General features: G+C 36.1%; 18 protein-coding genes. All 18 read left to right on the top strand.

Annotated elements, in window-relative coordinates:
- Nucleotides 1-12: 12 nt before the first annotated feature.
- On the top strand, nucleotides 13-1,122 hold the full coding sequence (locus tag ACQV2O_RS01260; protein WP_428874753.1) for a M20/M25/M40 family metallo-hydrolase: 1,110 nt from the start codon (nucleotides 13-15) through the stop codon (nucleotides 1,120-1,122).
- A 12-nt stretch (nucleotides 1,123-1,134) separates the two neighbouring features.
- Nucleotides 1,135-2,337, top strand: a complete 1,203-nt coding sequence (locus tag ACQV2O_RS01255; RefSeq protein ID WP_428873662.1) for a M20 metallopeptidase family protein — start codon at nucleotides 1,135-1,137, stop codon at nucleotides 2,335-2,337.
- Nucleotides 2,338-2,522: 185 nt separating this feature from the next.
- Nucleotides 2,523-3,791: a serine hydroxymethyltransferase gene (gene glyA, locus ACQV2O_RS01250; RefSeq protein WP_428873663.1), complete on the top strand. Its 1,269-nt coding sequence runs from the start codon at nucleotides 2,523-2,525 to the stop codon at nucleotides 3,789-3,791.
- A 16-nt stretch (nucleotides 3,792-3,807) separates the two neighbouring features.
- A complete protein-coding gene (locus ACQV2O_RS01245; RefSeq protein WP_428873664.1) occupies nucleotides 3,808-4,557 on the top strand; it encodes an alpha/beta hydrolase in 750 nt (249 codons plus the stop codon).
- 15 nt (nucleotides 4,558-4,572) lie between these two features.
- Nucleotides 4,573-6,024 carry an alanine/glycine:cation symporter family protein gene (locus tag ACQV2O_RS01240; RefSeq protein ID WP_428873665.1) on the top strand — a complete coding sequence of 484 codons (1,452 nt, stop codon included), beginning with the start codon at nucleotides 4,573-4,575 and terminating at the stop codon, nucleotides 6,022-6,024.
- 41 nt (nucleotides 6,025-6,065) lie between these two features.
- Nucleotides 6,066-7,466 carry a sensor histidine kinase gene (locus ACQV2O_RS01235; RefSeq protein WP_428874752.1) on the top strand — a complete coding sequence of 467 codons (1,401 nt, stop codon included), beginning with the start codon at nucleotides 6,066-6,068 and terminating at the stop codon, nucleotides 7,464-7,466.
- Nucleotides 7,466-8,149: a response regulator transcription factor gene (locus ACQV2O_RS01230; protein ID WP_428873667.1), complete on the top strand. Its 684-nt coding sequence runs from the start codon at nucleotides 7,466-7,468 to the stop codon at nucleotides 8,147-8,149. Before ACQV2O_RS01235 ends, ACQV2O_RS01230 begins: the two co-directional genes overlap by 1 nt.
- 171 nt (nucleotides 8,150-8,320) lie before the next feature.
- On the top strand, nucleotides 8,321-9,262 hold the full coding sequence (locus ACQV2O_RS01225) for an excalibur calcium-binding domain-containing protein (protein WP_428874751.1): 942 nt from the start codon (nucleotides 8,321-8,323) through the stop codon (nucleotides 9,260-9,262).
- Nucleotides 9,263-9,776: 514 nt separating this feature from the next.
- Complete coding sequence (locus tag ACQV2O_RS01220; RefSeq protein WP_428873669.1) at nucleotides 9,777-9,965, top strand: hypothetical protein; 189 nt, start codon at nucleotides 9,777-9,779, stop codon at nucleotides 9,963-9,965.
- 87 nt (nucleotides 9,966-10,052) lie between these two features.
- On the top strand, nucleotides 10,053-10,610 hold the full coding sequence (locus ACQV2O_RS01215) for a sigma-70 family RNA polymerase sigma factor (protein WP_428873670.1): 558 nt from the start codon (nucleotides 10,053-10,055) through the stop codon (nucleotides 10,608-10,610).
- Between the two features lie 66 nt (nucleotides 10,611-10,676).
- Nucleotides 10,677-10,880, top strand: coding sequence for a hypothetical protein (locus ACQV2O_RS01210; RefSeq protein WP_428873671.1), 204 nt, complete (start codon nucleotides 10,677-10,679; stop codon nucleotides 10,878-10,880).
- Nucleotides 10,881-10,901: 21 nt separating this feature from the next.
- Nucleotides 10,902-11,141, top strand: coding sequence for a DUF2922 domain-containing protein (locus ACQV2O_RS01205; protein WP_428873672.1), 240 nt, complete (start codon nucleotides 10,902-10,904; stop codon nucleotides 11,139-11,141).
- Nucleotides 11,142-11,205: 64 nt separating this feature from the next.
- On the top strand, nucleotides 11,206-11,430 hold the full coding sequence (locus ACQV2O_RS01200) for a hypothetical protein (RefSeq protein ID WP_428873673.1): 225 nt from the start codon (nucleotides 11,206-11,208) through the stop codon (nucleotides 11,428-11,430).
- 22 nt (nucleotides 11,431-11,452) lie between these two features.
- On the top strand, nucleotides 11,453-11,683 hold the full coding sequence (locus ACQV2O_RS01195) for a phage holin (RefSeq protein WP_428873674.1): 231 nt from the start codon (nucleotides 11,453-11,455) through the stop codon (nucleotides 11,681-11,683).
- The gene (locus ACQV2O_RS01190; RefSeq protein ID WP_428874750.1) at nucleotides 11,680-12,741 is read left to right on the top strand and encodes a glucosaminidase domain-containing protein; all 1,062 of its coding nucleotides are present in this window, start codon (nucleotides 11,680-11,682) and stop codon (nucleotides 12,739-12,741) included. Before ACQV2O_RS01195 ends, ACQV2O_RS01190 begins: the two co-directional genes overlap by 4 nt.
- Before the next feature lie 103 nt (nucleotides 12,742-12,844).
- The gene (locus tag ACQV2O_RS01185) at nucleotides 12,845-13,471 is read left to right on the top strand and encodes a DUF4230 domain-containing protein (protein ID WP_428873676.1); all 627 of its coding nucleotides are present in this window, start codon (nucleotides 12,845-12,847) and stop codon (nucleotides 13,469-13,471) included.
- A gap of 107 nt (nucleotides 13,472-13,578) precedes the next feature.
- Nucleotides 13,579-15,051 (top strand): FAD/NAD(P)-binding protein, encoded by a 1,473-nt coding sequence (locus ACQV2O_RS01180; protein ID WP_428874749.1) that lies wholly within the window; start codon nucleotides 13,579-13,581, stop codon nucleotides 15,049-15,051.
- Between the two features lie 61 nt (nucleotides 15,052-15,112).
- Nucleotides 15,113-16,276 (top strand): nucleotide sugar dehydrogenase, encoded by a 1,164-nt coding sequence (locus ACQV2O_RS01175; RefSeq protein WP_428874748.1) that lies wholly within the window; start codon nucleotides 15,113-15,115, stop codon nucleotides 16,274-16,276.
- Nucleotides 16,277-16,316 lie beyond the last annotated feature (40 nt).

The raw sequence follows: 16,316 nt of genomic DNA, 5'->3' as shown, positions 1-16,316 counted from the left end.
AGGAGGTATACTATGATTGCTGAACGTAATTTAGAAATTTTTGAAGAAATGTTGATGATTCATTCGCCCTCTAAAGAGGAAAAAGAAATGGCAGATTATGTCATTAAATTTCTTGAAAATCTTGGAGCCGAGATTCATCTTGACGAAAGCCAGCATACCTACGGTGGCAATTCGCCAGTTATCTTTGCGAAAATTAAAGGAGACATAGAAGGCGAGGGCGTGTCACTAAATGCTCATACCGATGTGATTCAGCCCAATAAAAACTTAAAAATCGTTAAAAAGGACAATATTTGGTCCTCAGATGGGACGACGACCTTAGGTGGGGACGATAAGGCCGGTCTGGCCGCTATTTTAACCGCTGTGGAATACATTGTTAAGCATCAGATTAGTCACCAAGATATTTATGTAATCGTCACTCCCGGTGAAGAGCAGGGGATGTTAGGTGCGCGGAATATTAATTGGGAAAGTGTCTACCAGCATATCAATCCTGCTAAAAACTTAATTGTAGCTGACAATGCCGGCAAGGCCAATAAGGTCGCCTACCAAGCACCGACTTGTTACCGCTTTGAGATCACCATTGGAGGGCGTAAGGCCCATGCGGGGATCGAACCAGAAAAGGGCATTAATGCCATCCAAGTAGCGAGCAAAGTCATTAGCCAAATGCCGCTCTTAAGGATTGATGACGAAACAACCGCCAATGTGTCGCAAATTACTTCTGATTTCCCTAATAATGTGGTGCCAGATTCTTGTATCTTTACCGGTGAAATCCGCTCGCATCAAGAAGAAAAGGTCGACCAATTATTACAAGCCTACGAAGGCATTATCCAGCAGTATACAAACGACTATACCATCGAAACGCGTCGTGACTACCCAGCCCTTGCCAGTCAAGATGACCTCAAATTCGTCAAAGAAATTGTCGCAGCCTACGAAACAGTCGGTGTCAAAGCAGAGCCTCAAATTATCGGTGGAGGATCGGATGCCAACTTTTTTGCCGAAGAAGGTTTTAACTCAGCCATTGTCGGTGTGGGAATGGAGCTGGTTCATACGACGGAAGAATACCTAGATACGGATGAAATGATCCTAACGACTAAAGCGTTGATCAATTATTTAAGTAAAGGTTAAGTAGGTGGTTTAATGCCAAGCAAAGAACTATTTGAAAGAAATGATCAATACGAAAAAAAAATCATTCAATGGAGACGTGATTTACATCAGATTCCTGAGTTAGGCTTAGATTTGCCGAAGACAGTGGATTATGTTCGCAGTCAACTCATAGGAATGGGTCTTTCGGTTGAAGACCATTATGTCAACGGAAATGGCTTGGCTGTCGTCATAGAAGGAAGCAAAGAAGGGAGTCCAAATGATCGAGTAATGGGACTTCGAGCCGATATGGATGGGTTACCCATCCAAGAGGAAACGGGCTTGTCTTTTGCTTCGAGAAACGGTAATATGCATGCTTGTGGCCATGATGGACATACGGCTACGCTTCTAGCCGTCGCTGACTTTTTATCCCATCACCGTCATTTATTTGGAGGTAAGGTTAAACTAATCTTCCAACCCGGTGAAGAATACCCCGGAGGGGCAGAGCCAATGATTCAAGAAGGTGTCCTTAAAAATCCGGATGTAACACGGGTATTAGGTTTTCATATCGGTCATTTAGATAAAGCAATTGCTCCGGGTCATATTTCTTATCGTGTTGGTCCTATGATGGCCTCGATGGATCGTTTTCAGATTATAATCAAAGGCTTTGGCTTTCATGCCGGTTATCCTGAATCTTCCAAAGATCCGATTACAGTGGCTGCTGAATTGATAATGGCCTTTCAAACCATTAAGAGTCGGAATATTAAAGCCAGTGATCCAGTAGTCGTTTCTGTGACCCATATTGAAGGGGGCTTTAATCAAAATATTATCCCTGATCAAGTCTTCATTGAAGGCACCGTAAGGACTTTAAATGATGATTTGAGAGCATTTGTTCATCAGCGAATGAATAAGATTACCAAAGGTTTGGAAGTCGCTTATGATGTAAAAATTGACCTGTCTTATGAGTATAAATACCCCGTCTTAGTAAACGATCAAGCCTCTACTTTAGATACTGTTAAAGCTTTACAAGCAGGACTAGGCGATGATTACATTATTCCATCAGCAGAGGCCTTAATGGGGGCTGAGGACTTTGCCTATTATGGTAAAGAGCTTCCAGCAACTTTCTTATTTTTAGCCAACCCAAGAGAGATTGAAGGCCAGTTCCATGGTCACCATTCTTCTAAATTCGATATCGATGAAAGCAAGCTCATCTTAGCCTTTAAGGCCTTTATTTTAGCAACCCTTGATTATTTACAATAGAATGATTAAAACCGGTGATTTTTCACCGGTTTTTTGTATTAACAATTTTTTATTATTATAATTTTAATATATAAATGATAATTTTTAGCATAAAATAGATAATTTAGTTGATTGAATTTTGAAATAATTTTTCTTAAAATAAACATAATTAGTAAGCGCTTACGAAGAAATAAGGAGGGTTTTATATGTTAAATAAGACGAAAGTATCAGATCCTAAACTTTATGAAATCGTTATTGATGAGTTAAAAAGACAAGAGAAAAATATTGAAATGATCGCGTCAGAAAGCACTGTTCCTATTGAGATAATGGAATTATCGGGTTCTATATTCACCAATAAGACACTTGAAGGTTATCCTGGTAAACGTTATCAACAAGGAGCGCAATGTGCCGATGTACTAGAAATAGAAGCCATTGAACGTGCAAAAGAACTCTTTAAATGTGAACATGTGAATATTCAACCTTATTCTGGAACAACTGCTAACTATTCTGTTTATGCGGCTGTTCTTGAACCAGGAGATACGGTTTTATCAATGAAGCTAGATCAAGGCGGTCACTTATCTCATGGATCAAAAGCTAATTTTATGAATAAATTTTATAATTTTGTTCACTATCCTCTTAATAATGAAAATGAGCAAGTAGATTATTCCGAACTTGAAAGGTTAGCCGTTCGGCATCAGCCAAAGTTAATTATCGCTGGTGGATCGGCTTATCCCCGTTTATTAGATTATGAAAAATTTAGAGCTATTGCTGATAAAGTAAATGCTTATTTGATGGTTGATGCTGCACATATTATTGGTTTAATTGCAGCTAAGGTGATTCCTTCACCTGTACCATATGCTGATTTTATTACCGCTTCAACCACTAAAACCTTTTCAGGACCGCGATCTGGAATCATATTATGCAAAAAAGAACATGCTAAAAAAATTGATCATGGTGTATTTCCTGCTGCTTTGGGATCAATGCATTTAACAACCATGGCAGCAAAATGTTGGTTGTTCAAGCATTGTCAAAGTCAAGAGTATCAAACCCTTATGCAACAAGTTGTGAAGAACTCTAAAACTTTGGCTAAAGCTTTGGAGAATAAAGGTTTCCGTCTTGTTGCAAATGGTTCAGATACGCATCTGCTCTTAGTTGATTTACGACAAAAAAATATTACTGGAAAGCAAATGGATGAAGCTTTAAATAAGATTGGAATTACTGTAAATAAAAATCAAATTCCTTCAGATCCTTTAGGTCCAAATGAAACAAGCGGAATTCGAATAGGAACAATGGCAACAACTCAGCGTGGTATGAAAGAAGATGAGATGTTATTCATAGCTGAACTTATGAATAAAACGGCTGAATGTTTAATAAATGAAAAATCTTTTGAATCATTAAAAAAACAAGTAAGAGAATTAGTCAATCAATTCCCTTTATATTCTAAAGAAGAGATTGAATACATAGTCGGGAAATAATTGAAAGGAGTCGCATATGTTAGAAGCAAAGGTAATTAAAAGCAGAGGACTAGAACTTGTGTCAATCATTCACTTTCCAGAAGTATCGATTGATAATAAAACATTAATCTTTTTTTGTCACGGTTTTGTGGGGCACAAGATTACACCTCACCGGATGTTACCTAAATTAACACAGCAATTAACTCAGTTGGGGTATACTGTTTGTCGAACGGATTGCATTGGATCCGGAGACAGTGAGGGAAATGAAGACTATATGATAATCGAAGATCAAATTAAGGATTATCTCAAAGTATTTGAAATTTTAGAAGAGTCATATAGCTGGGAAAAAATCATTCTCTTAGGTTACAGTATGGGCGGGACAACTGCTACCCTACTCAGTAATGAGATTGATCCAGATGGTCTAGTACTTTGGTCACCAGTATCTGATCCGCTGTGGAATTTTCAACATCTATTAGGTTCAGAACGTTTTCAAGCCGGAATGCAAGGTAATTATATATCTATTGAAGGAGATGAAGTCAGTCCGAAATTCTTTGAAAATATCGATCAGATACATCCTTTAGAAATAGTTAAAAAATTAAATATTCCTATTCGTGTCATCCATGGTTCGCACGATCAAGATGTTTTACCTATTAATGGATGGTTGTATTATCATTTTGCCAAAGATGGAAAAATTCATATCGTAGAAAATGCGGGACATACATACGATGATATCATTCTTCAAGAAGATCTTTTCGCTAAAACAATTGAATACCTCAATGAAATTTAAAAGGAGTTGAGAATAATGTCTGGAATATTAAATGATATTGCTGGTAAGATATGGGGCTTACCAATAATTTTCATGATTTTATTAGCTAGTTTATATTTTTCAATCGTTATGAAGTTTCCACAATTTACTCAATTTAAGGAAATGTTGCGATTACTAAAAGAGCGTGGAGAGTCGGAACAAGGTCTTTCTCCCATTCAATCTTTTATTTTTACTGCTGCTCGTACAGTGGGCGTTGGTAATATTGCTGGAATGGCGGCTGGTATCTACTTTGGTGGTCCCGGAGCTATTTTCTGGTTATGGGTATTAGCAATTTTTGGATCTAGTATTGCTATTATTGAAGGAACATTAGCTCAAACTTATAAAAAAGTCATTAATAATGAGTATAAAAGTGGTCCTGCCAATTATATGGCTGAAGGGTTTTCAAACCGAAAAGTAGGTCGCGTTTTTGCTATTCTCTATTCAATCATAACTACTGTCTCATTAACTGTGTTGATGTCAGGCGTACAATCTTATTATATTGTTCAAGGTTTACATTCGGCCATGAACTTACCAGTTATACTATTATCCACTATTTTTACATTAATTTTAGGCATTGTGATTTTTGGAGGCTTAAAACGTATCGGAAGAACAAGTCAAAAAATTTCTCCAGTAGCTGGTTTGTTATATGTGATCATGTCAATTATTGTCATAATAATGAATATTGATAAATTGGGTGAAACGTTAAGTCTAATCTTTAGTTCAGCATTTGGTCAAGATGCAGTCTTTGGAGCGATGTTAGGTAGTGCTCTTCAATGGGGAATTAGAAGGGGTGTTCATGCGAATGAAATTGGTATCGGTACTTCCGCAATCACTTCTGCGACTTCACAAGTTTCTCATCCCGCTCAACAAGGACTTTTAGGTGGTATGAGTGTATATATTGGAACGCTTTTTGTCTGTACAACAACTACTTTTATGATTCTTATGACAGGAAGTTATAATGTTATTAATGACCAGAAAGAAATAGTTTTTGAAGGGGTCAAAGGGTTAGAATATGGTAATCCTTTTGTAGCTAATGCTATTCAATCAGTTGTTCCTATTCCTAATTTTGGTAATATATTTATAGCTTTAGCTATTTTAGTTTTTGCATTTGTTGCTTTAACGGCTTTCTATCTTTATGCAGAGAGTAGTTTATCTTATATTATAGGTGATAATAAGACAGGTTATACTATCTTAAAAGTTGTTTTTTTAGGAGCAGTTTTTGGCGGAACTTTAGTAGTATCTGATACAATATGGGCATTAGCTGATATTGGAAATGGTTTAATGGCTTGGACCAATATTATTGCTCTAATATTTATCGGTCACAAAGGTGTTAAAATCCTTAATGACTATACAGAACAATTGAATAGAGGTATTCAAAATCCAACATTTGATCCTCGATCAGTTGGTATTCATTCAGGTGCAGAACTCTGGCAAAATGCCAAGAATTAAAAGTTAGTTAATCATAATAGAAGTTGAGGGTAGGTGATTTATTGGAAATTGAAGAATTCTATTGGGGGAAAGTACAATGGCTGGATGGATTACACCATAATATCAATATTGGTATTTCTTCAATCAACCCACATACATATCAAAAACCACATATCCATTATGAAAACGAACAATTTATCTATGTTATAAGTGGAGAAGGCGCTTATCAAGTAAATGACCAAACTTTTCAATTAAAAGCTGGTGATTATCTATTATTTCCATATAATTCAATTCATTCGACAACTAATAATATGGATGAACCTTTAGTTGATTTGGTGGTTTCGATTCCTCGTTTATCGAATAATAACTATATTAATCATACAAAAGAACAATCCACATCTATTTCGAAAGATTTATTAGGTGAGGCTATTGAAAGTATTATTATTGAAATGAAGGATCAAGTTATATTAGATTATTGTATTATCAATGGTGTTAAGGATATCAAATATTGTAGTAATAAACCCATCAAATACGACGATTTAACTTCTATTTTTCAATTAATAGACAGTATAAATTTATCGCCAGGTCAATCAACAACTTTTAAGCAGTATTTTCTTTTTCCGATTTTTTTTCATGATGAAGTGCTGGGGATTATAATTTTTAATTCAGAAAGTTTATTGATAGATGAAATGCCAACCTCAACAAAAAAGAGTATCTTTAATTTTTTTAACAGTTTAATAGATAGTATTGAAAGCTACGCAATCCATCATTCTGTAAAAAAGAAATTAAATGATAGTATACATCAGTTAGAAAATAAGAGAAATATTATTAAAACAATGGCTCAACAATTAAATTTTGAAAAAGAAAAAAGTTCTTCTTTAAAAATTAATAACCATTTTATGTTCAACACCTTAAATTACATGGCTAACTTAGCGATCAAAGAAGACAATGTCCGTTTGTATGATTTGATTGTTCTCTTTGCTGATATGGTACGATACACATCAGATAATTCCGGTATGTTAATTTCAATTCGTCAAGAACTTGAGTATTTAAACGCTTATATTCAGCTTCAAAAATCAAGATATCCTAATTTTGAATTTAATATTGAAGTTGATGATACTGTTTTACAAAATGGAATTCCAATAAACTGCTTACAACCTATTGTAGAGAATGCTTTTTCACATGGTTTTATAAATTATGATGGACGAAAAATTATTAATTTGGTTATACATTTAATAAATAAAGAAAAAATTGAATTAATCGTGCAAAATAATGGAAATACACTAGATATGAACGGCGTAAGAAATATTAATTCTAATTTAGCGATAGGTACTGATAATGGATTATCTTTGGTATATCAGAAATTCTATAATAATTTTCAAAAAAATTTTACTATGTCGTTACAATCCAATCCAGAATTTACTCAAATGACTATTCGCTTTCCGAAAGAAGTGGTAATGTAATGCTTTCTGTAGCAATAATTGATGATGAAGAATCTGTATATCATATTATTAGTAAAATTATCGAGATGGAAAAATTACCTATGAGTGTGGATGCATATATATACGATGGTAGACATGCATTGAAATTGTTAGAAGATGCAAATTTTGATCTCATTTTCGTTGATATTCGTATGCCCTATCATTCAGGTTTAGAAGTTATGGAGACTTATCCTGAATTCCAATACATTGTAATCACTGCTTATAATGAATTCGAATATGCTCAAGAAGCTTTGCGATTAAATGCTAAAGACATTTTATTAAAACCGATTGATCGGAAAAAATTTGTTGCAGCTGTAAATCGGGTATTTAATATGAATCTTTATGGAAATGAAATTGTCGACGATTTAATACTATATTTGAATAAAAACTATTATCAAGTTGATTTAAATTTAACTGATTTAGCCAATCGTTATTTTATGAAAGCTAGCAATCTCTGTCGCTTATTTAAAAATCATACAAATCAAACTATAATGAACTATCTTACATCTCAACGAATTAATAGGGCAAAGGATCTATTGCAAGAATCTAATATGTCAATTAGCGAAATATCTCATTCGGTTGGTTTTCAGTCAGAAACTGTATTTTATCGTAAGTTTAAAGAACTCAATCACATAACTCCTTCAACATATCGTAAATCACTTTAGATAAGCCTTCTTATAAAATTTTGTTTTATAGGAAGGCTTTCATCTATAGTTTTATTTAAATTTCTGTCTTAAAGTATTTTATCGTAATTCTTCGCTTTTGATATAGAAAATATCTCTTTTTTTATGTTATAATTATTAACATTAACTATCAATTATAAGGGAGAGCATACAATGAAAAAATGGTTACTAGCAGCCACTGTCGGCTTATTGACTTCAGGTCTTTTCTTTAATACGTGGGTAAGTGCAGAAGTCAATGAGGAAGAGTTAGGCTATGTGGTCTTTGCTGAAAGAGAAGACCAATCAAACTTTGAAGAAGTGGACAAATATAAGGTTCTTTCGGCCAATACCATGAAAGCCAGCTTAAAGAGTGATAAGGATAAGCTTATGACGTTTAACTTACTGCATATCCTCTCACCAGAAGAAGAAAAAGATGAAGTCTATGCCCAAGAAGCTCAAGAGCGCTTAGAAGAATTGATGAAAGATGCTGACAAGGTCGAATTAGAATTATTTGAAGTTGAAAAAGAAGACTTCCAAGATGAATCGGTTAAAAAAGAAGATTATGCGGCGAACTTATGGTTAGATGGCATATTAGTGCAAGAAATTCTCTTAACGGAAGGCTACTCAGTGATCCAACTCGACCAAACAAAAGAAGCAGAAAATGCTAATGAATACTTAGATGTTCTTGTTCAATCCCAAGACTATGCTGCCAAAAATCGTTATTATGTTTGGGAGGATAACTCCAATCAGTTTCTAGCCAATGCCGAATTCCCTGAAGTGATTAAAAACACACAAACGGGTCAAGTCGTTGTTTCTCAAGCCGATAATACTCAAAAAGCAAATGCTTTATTTGAATTACCGAGCAAAAATAACCCATCCCATCCAACGCAAGAATCTAATAATTCATACATTAATCAAACGGAAGAAGTTTCAGCGCCAGTAGTGTCAAAAGAACCTGTTGACACTAATACAGAGCCAGAACCAGCCCCAGAGCAAAATGTTTATTATGCGAACTGTACCATTGCCCGTCAAGCAGGAGCCGCTCCCGTCTATCGTGGACAACCTGGATATGGTCCACACTTAGACCGAGATAATGATGGTATTGGTTGCGAGTAAAGCTGAACGCTAAATCTTGACTCTTGCCCCTCAGAGCTGATAGCGATCCGAGCTATTGGCTCTTTTATTTTCTAGTCAGCAACTTTTTATAATTTTTTAAAATTTTGTCAACTTTCAACCGATTGTCAAAGCTACTATCTTTTCTTCACACTTCTGCTTATATCATCTTAAATATATGTTTTTATTTTAATAAGAGTATGATATCGGCTTAGAGTGAGGAAAAGAGGCCCTTTTTTAAATAAAAATTTCAATTATTAAAAATTTTAAACTTAAGAGTATTGCAAAGGCTTTAAAAATATGTATAATTCAAATTGTTGATCAACATTTAACAATAAATCTGAGGAAGGGGGAGCCTGCTACCTATAGCTATAAGAAAAAGAATCGCTTAGTTGTCTTTTAATTTGCTATTTTGTTTTGTTATAAGCCATTTATCATATAAGTTGTGTTTTGAATAAAGTGATGAGAAACTATGAGTCATCACATGGACTCAATTGAATATAGTAGGAGGATTCGGATGCTCGAAATAAGGAATTCGAGGAACAAGAAAGTCTGTGAGCTCGATTTGAAACAGAAAACGGTTGTTATTGTTAGCAAAGGAATTGAAACCAAGATTCAATTTCTTCCATCCGATAGTGTAACCATTCAAGAAGCGCAGGTAACTCAGAAAAATAAAAATAAAAATAAAAATAAAAATAAGAATTAAGCAGAACCGCTAGACGGGCTAGATTGTAAGGATATTCCTTAGCTTTCGGCCCGTTTTTTTCATGTCAAAATTCAAGGAGGAAGACTAATGAAAAAATCATCTGAAGAATTAACTAATGTCATTATTATGTTTGACCCCCTCATCCATCACTGGCTCCATCATTACCAATTGTCTACCCACCATAACGATTATCAAGACCATCTTCAAGAGATGCGGTTAGAGTTGATAAGGCTTTATCAAAAGTTTGAAGGCGATCCCTTAAATTGTATCGATCATCGCTATCAATTTATCGCTTATGCGGGTAAGGGTTTAAAATGGTTTCTACTCAATCGTTTGCGCCAATCCACTTATCAAGTGACCCCGACAGATCCTGTTATTTTATCAGATCTTATCGAAGAGCTGAGAGAAGAATGCTCAAAAGAATCAATCTTTTTATTGGAACAAACTGTTAAAGACCATCTAAAAGAACGAGAGCGTAAGATTTTCAATTTAATTTTACAAGGAAAATGGCGCAATCGTGAAATCTGCCAGCTCTGCAACATTTCTGAGCGCACCCTCCGCAATGATAAAAAGCGTATTGCAGCTAAGCTCGGTCCTCTCTTTAAAGAAAAATCTAAAAACTTGTCTTTTTCTTGCCGTTTTTGATGATCTGATTGTGTGTATAAGGTGTAAGATCGTACGGCTTACATAAATACCTAGGAGGAATGAAAAATGGAAAGTAAAGAATACAAATCAGGGCGTTTAGCGCTTAAAGGTATGAATCCGACAACGGAGAAGACTTTTAATGTCTCTATTCAAGGCTTGATTGAGGGGGTTACTCCCAATCAAGTGCAGTTGGTTAAAGATCAAATCGATCAATTAACCATTAATCCAACCGATACCGCTCAAGCTGTTTATGCTTATAATTTTATTTAATGATGGAAAGGGGAAAGCAAGATGAAAGATAGTATGGTATTAGAATTGATTTTCTTAGATGCGGCGGGTAAAACGCGTAAGATTACGATTAATCAACCAGCTGATTCAGTTACTAAAGAAACTGCCGAAGCTGTGATGCAGGCTCTAGTTGACTGTGATTTATTCAAAGATGATCAGGGCTTAGATATGTATGTGACTCCGGTTGCCGCTCGCTATGTTGAGCGTAATGTTACCGATGTTTATGCCTATGAAGAAGCTTAGTTAAGCATGATTTTAGAGGGGCTGAGTGTTTGCTCAGCTCCTTATTACTAAAAGGAGGTTGTGCATGCATTTGATTGATTTGGGTTCTTATGCTGGAGCGATTATTGCAGTGATTACCTTGATTTCTAAGTTAATTGGCCTGATTACTGCCTTGCATGATCTAATTGAACGCATTGATTGGATGCAGGCCAAACTAGAAGCGTTTAACCAAGAGCTACAAACGATTAAACAAAAGGTCGATCAAAACGATTATTTTATGTGGCCGGCAGAAAGTCGTCAATGGATATAAAATTAATAGAAAGGGTGATAGAATGTTATCTAATCGTTTTTATGATTTAGGCAAATGGCTCGTATTAATTTTTCTACCAGCCTTGGCTGTTTTTGTACAAGGAATGGCCGACTTGTACCACTTGAATCAAGGAGGTCAATGGGTGGGGCTGATTAATTTGTTAACTATCTTTTTAGGATCTATCTTACAAATATCCTCTTATCACTATCATCATAATGATAACTCGCCTAAGGGTTGGGGGGCCTTAATATGATAAAAGAGGCTTGGATGAGTCAAAGAATGGCTAGCTTAGCACCACTTTTTCAGAAATATCAAAGTCCGATATCGGTTGCGACCCGGATGGCACAATTTGTCTTAGAGTCAAATGGCGGGAGATCTCCACTTTATCTAAAGTCTAATAATGGTTTTGGTATTAAAGCATCTGCTCCCTGGCAGGGTAAGGTAGTCGACCATCCTTCACTGGAAGCAAATGGCCAGATGGTGGTTTCACAGTTTCGCGCCTATAAGAGTCTGGAAGAAGGCGTTGAAGACCACGCTATTTTCTTCACTTCTACTCCTTACCGTCAGCATGTGGCCTATAAAGCGGCAATCGAAGCAAAGGATTCCTTTGAAGAGGCCAGGGCTTTAACAGGCATTTATGCCAGTGACCCCCATTATGGTGATAAGTTAATTGAAATTATCAACTGCTATGATCTTACGAGCTATAATCTAGCAGTGAATAGGGTGGAGGAATTAAATAAGCAATTGGATGAGCCTCTTATTATTGATCGTCGGTCAGAAGCTCTAGGTGGACAAGCAAAAGACAGGACTCTTGATGCTATCACAACCATTGTCTGGCACTATACAGGTGTGAAACGGTCTTTAAATCGTCACATTTCAGACCACGAGGTCTTTTGGCATAAGCAACGTGGATGGGATCGTGGAGGCTATCACTTTTATATCGATAGTCAAGGACGAATTTACCAAAATTATGACCTAGAACGCATGACTTGGGGGGTAGCCAATTGTAATCATTTCTGTGTCCATCTATCCGTAGAAGCTAATGCCAAAGAAGACTATTCGCCTCAACAAATCAAAGCTAGAGACTGGCTCACGCGTAAACTCATGAAAGATTTAAACATACCCGCTTCTGCTGTTAAAGGACATTGGGAAGTTAATAACAATACCCTTTGCCCCGGTTATAATCGAGCAGAAATGGAGCAATTTCGTCAGCAATTAGCGCTGCCGCTTAGTTGTTTAGTCGATCCAAGTAAGAAAGCAATATTCAACTTGGGGGATTATCGTTATCAAATTGTTCAGCTAACGGATTAATGGAATTAGTCTCATTTTTTTCCTCTCTCCACCTTAAGACGGATACTATCTGAATGGATTATGCTATGATAGTAAATAGGCAAACTTTAAAAGAGGTGAATAGATGAAACAAGCGCTTAAAACATTCTTGAATTATTTCTTTCTACTAGTAGGCATCCTTTTTTTTGTAGCTTGGATAGGTTGGTACGGATTCAATCATTTTGTTCACTCCATACCTAATCAAGTAACGGATCAAGAATTAGTATTAATCAAAAATCGTTTAGAAGATTCACAGGAATTAACCACTATGAAATATCACTACACTAATATGGGAAAATTTGAAAAGCATAAAACGATAAAGTCTTGGGAAATTCCCTTTACTGAATCAGAGTTTATGATGACCTATTCCGGTATCATTCATACAGGGGTAGAGTTAGGAAAGATTGACGTCATTTCTAATGAAGAAAACCTAGTGGTTAAAGTCCCACAAGCGAAAATTTTAGCGCATGAAGTAGAAGATGATTCAATCGAAATCATTGATGAAGAAGGTTCGCTATTTAATCCAATTAAGGTGGATGATGTTGTGAGTCTTCAATCAGACCTAAAAAAAGAAATGGAGAAGCAAGCTTTATCTAAGGGATTATTAAAGGAAGCACAGAATTATTCACAAAGCCAAATTGAAAAATTGCTAACAGATATGCTGAAAACAATTGATCCTGAAATTCAATTAACAATTGAAACGGCAAGCTAGAGAACGAGGCCTTTTAATAAGGCCTTTTTTCATTTGTTTTTCTCCTAGTGTAAAGCGAATTCAAATTCGTTATAATGGAAGTTGAGAAAAAGATAATGGAGGTCATTATGAAAGTAGCAATTATTGGAGCAGGGGTTGCTGGAGCGGCTGCCGTTAAAACAATCCTTGAAGAAAATCACCAAGGTCTGATAAATCATGTGGATGTTTTTGAAGACCGTAAACAATTGGGAGTAGGCTCCCCTTATGAGCCTGATTCTAACCAATTATTAATGAACTCCTATGTCGGTGATTTAGGCTTTGAATGGCAAGACGCTGACCACTATCTAAGGTGGTTACAAGATCATTATCCCGAATATGCCCGCAGGGATATTTTTTCACCCAGACCTATTTTTGGTGAGTATATCCAAGATTATTTTAGTCCATACTTTGAAGACGAAATCATTCATGTAGTTCATCAGCGTATTCATCAACTGAAAATTAAATCCCCCAAGTCTTATTATCTATATGACGCGCAAGGTAAGCAATATGGACCTTATGATTCTGTCTTAATGACAGTAGGTCATCCACCTTATGCCGATTATTATAATCTTTTGGGACAAGAAGGCTATATTCACCATCCTTATCCAGTTGAACAGCTTCTAAGTGATTTGGACTATCAAAAAGGAATTGGAATCATTGGATCCGGATTAACTGGGATTGATATTATGCGTTATTTACAAGATCACTATCCAATTACCATTGATCATCCGGTGACTTTTTATATTTTAGACCAGCCCTTTTCGACACCGAAGTTTGAACGCTATGCCGAAGACTTGGTTTTTAACTTAAATGCAGATTGGATTGATAAGCAGTTGGCCCAATCTGATGGTCAAACAATCCCTTTAGAAGCTATATTTCATCAATTTGAAGAGGATATGGAAGCCAATGGGGTAGATTGGAAATCTTTAGTCGAAAGATACAGTCAAGGATCCATTGGGGAAGGTTTAATGGCTATCCACCAACAAAACCGTCGATTAAGTATCTTACAATTATATGGTCGCAAGTTGACTGCCTTTCTACCAGCCTTGAATATGGCCTTATCATCCAAAGATCGCATACGCTTCTTTAAAGATTTTATGGGACTTTTCGAACATTTTAGAAGTCAAACACCGGCTGAAAGTATTGCGTTTATTTTACAAGGTTTGAAAGATGGACGTATTCGGATTGTTTCTGGTATGAAAGCTGTGGAAGTGAATGCCCAAGGATTTACCGTTGTCACTCAAAAAGGCTTACGCTATCAAAGCGGCTATTTAATCAATGCAACCGGCTTTGATCAAAACTTAGAGACAGCCGCTCAACATGATCCTTTAATTAATCAAATGTATCAAGAAGGAATTATCCAAGCAAATCCATTGGGTGGTATTCTTGTTGATTGGCCGCATACTCAAGTTCTTAGTCAAAGATTTGGCCGATTGGAGCATTTATATCTAACAGGTCATTGGATTTTCTCTACTCAATTTGGTAACAATAATACCAAGCTGACCTATAAGCAAGCAGAAGCTTGTGTGAAACACTTGCTTGAATCTTCACGGGATATTTAGTTTTAACTTAGAGTGAACTTTTGTATAATAGAATTAAAATAACGAAAGATAAGGTGGCGTCATGAAAATAACAGTTGCAGGAATGGGTTATGTCGGGCTTTCAAATGCGATTCTTTTGGCTCAATATAATGAAGTGAAAGCGATGGAAATTGTTAAAGAAAGGGTCGATTTAATCAATCAAAAAATTGCACCTATTGTGGACGCTGAAATGGAAGATTACCTAGCCAATCATTCTTTAAATTTAGAAGCCACCGATGATCCTAGCTATGCTTATAGTGGAGCAGAATTAGTGATTATTGCTACGCCAACTAATTATGATGACGCTAATAATCACTTTGACACTTCAGCTGTCGAAGAGGCGCTCGATAAAGTTAAAGAATATGCCCCTCAGGCAGTAGTTGTGATTAAATCAACCATTCCTGTCGGCTATACTGAGGAAATCCGTCAACAATATGGTATGGATATTATCTTCTCACCAGAATTTTTGAGAGAAGGTAAGGCGCTTTACGACAACTTGCATCCTTCTCGTATTATTGTCGGCAATGAATCTGTTCATAGTCAGACAGTAGCTGAATTATTTGCTGAGGCTTGCTTGGATGAAGAAGTGGCTATCTTAACCATGCCTTCAACTGAAGCAGAAGCAGTAAAACTCTTCTCCAATACTTATTTGGCTTTAAGGATTTCATATTTTAATGAATTGGACACCTATGCTGAAGTACGTGGCTTAAACAGTCAGCACATTATCCAAGGAGTAGGGCTTGACCCTAGAATTGGTGATCACTACAATAATCCGTCATTTGGGTATGGTGGCTACTGCCTGCCTAAGGATACCAAGCAATTGCTGGCTAATTATCAAGACGTTCCAAACAACTTAATTCAAGCGATTGTGGATTCGAATGCAACCCGTAAAGAACATATTGCTTCACAAGTTTTAAAACATCAAGCGCAAGTAATCGGCATTTACCGCTTGACCATGAAATCCAATTCGGATAATTTCCGTCAATCTGCTATTCTTGATATTATTAAACAGCTGCGAGCAGAAGGCAAAGAGATAATTATCTATGAACCGACACTTGAAGAAAAGCAATTTGATGGCGAAGAAGTTGTAGCTGATTTTGAAGTCTTTTGTCAAAAGGCTGATATTATTCTTGCTAATCGCCTTGCAGATCAATTAGCAGCTGTAAAAGAAAAAGTCTATAGTCGCGACGTTTTTGGCAATAATTAAGATAATTATAAAACCTTCCGTTAATTTGAAAACGGAAGGT

It is taken from the genome of Facklamia sp. P13055 (genome assembly GCF_050409445.1).
Taxonomy (GTDB): Bacteria; Bacillota; Bacilli; order Lactobacillales; family Aerococcaceae; genus Facklamia.
The sequence above is the reverse complement of the archived record's forward strand: the minus strand, read 5'-3'. Positions and strand labels throughout refer to the sequence as shown.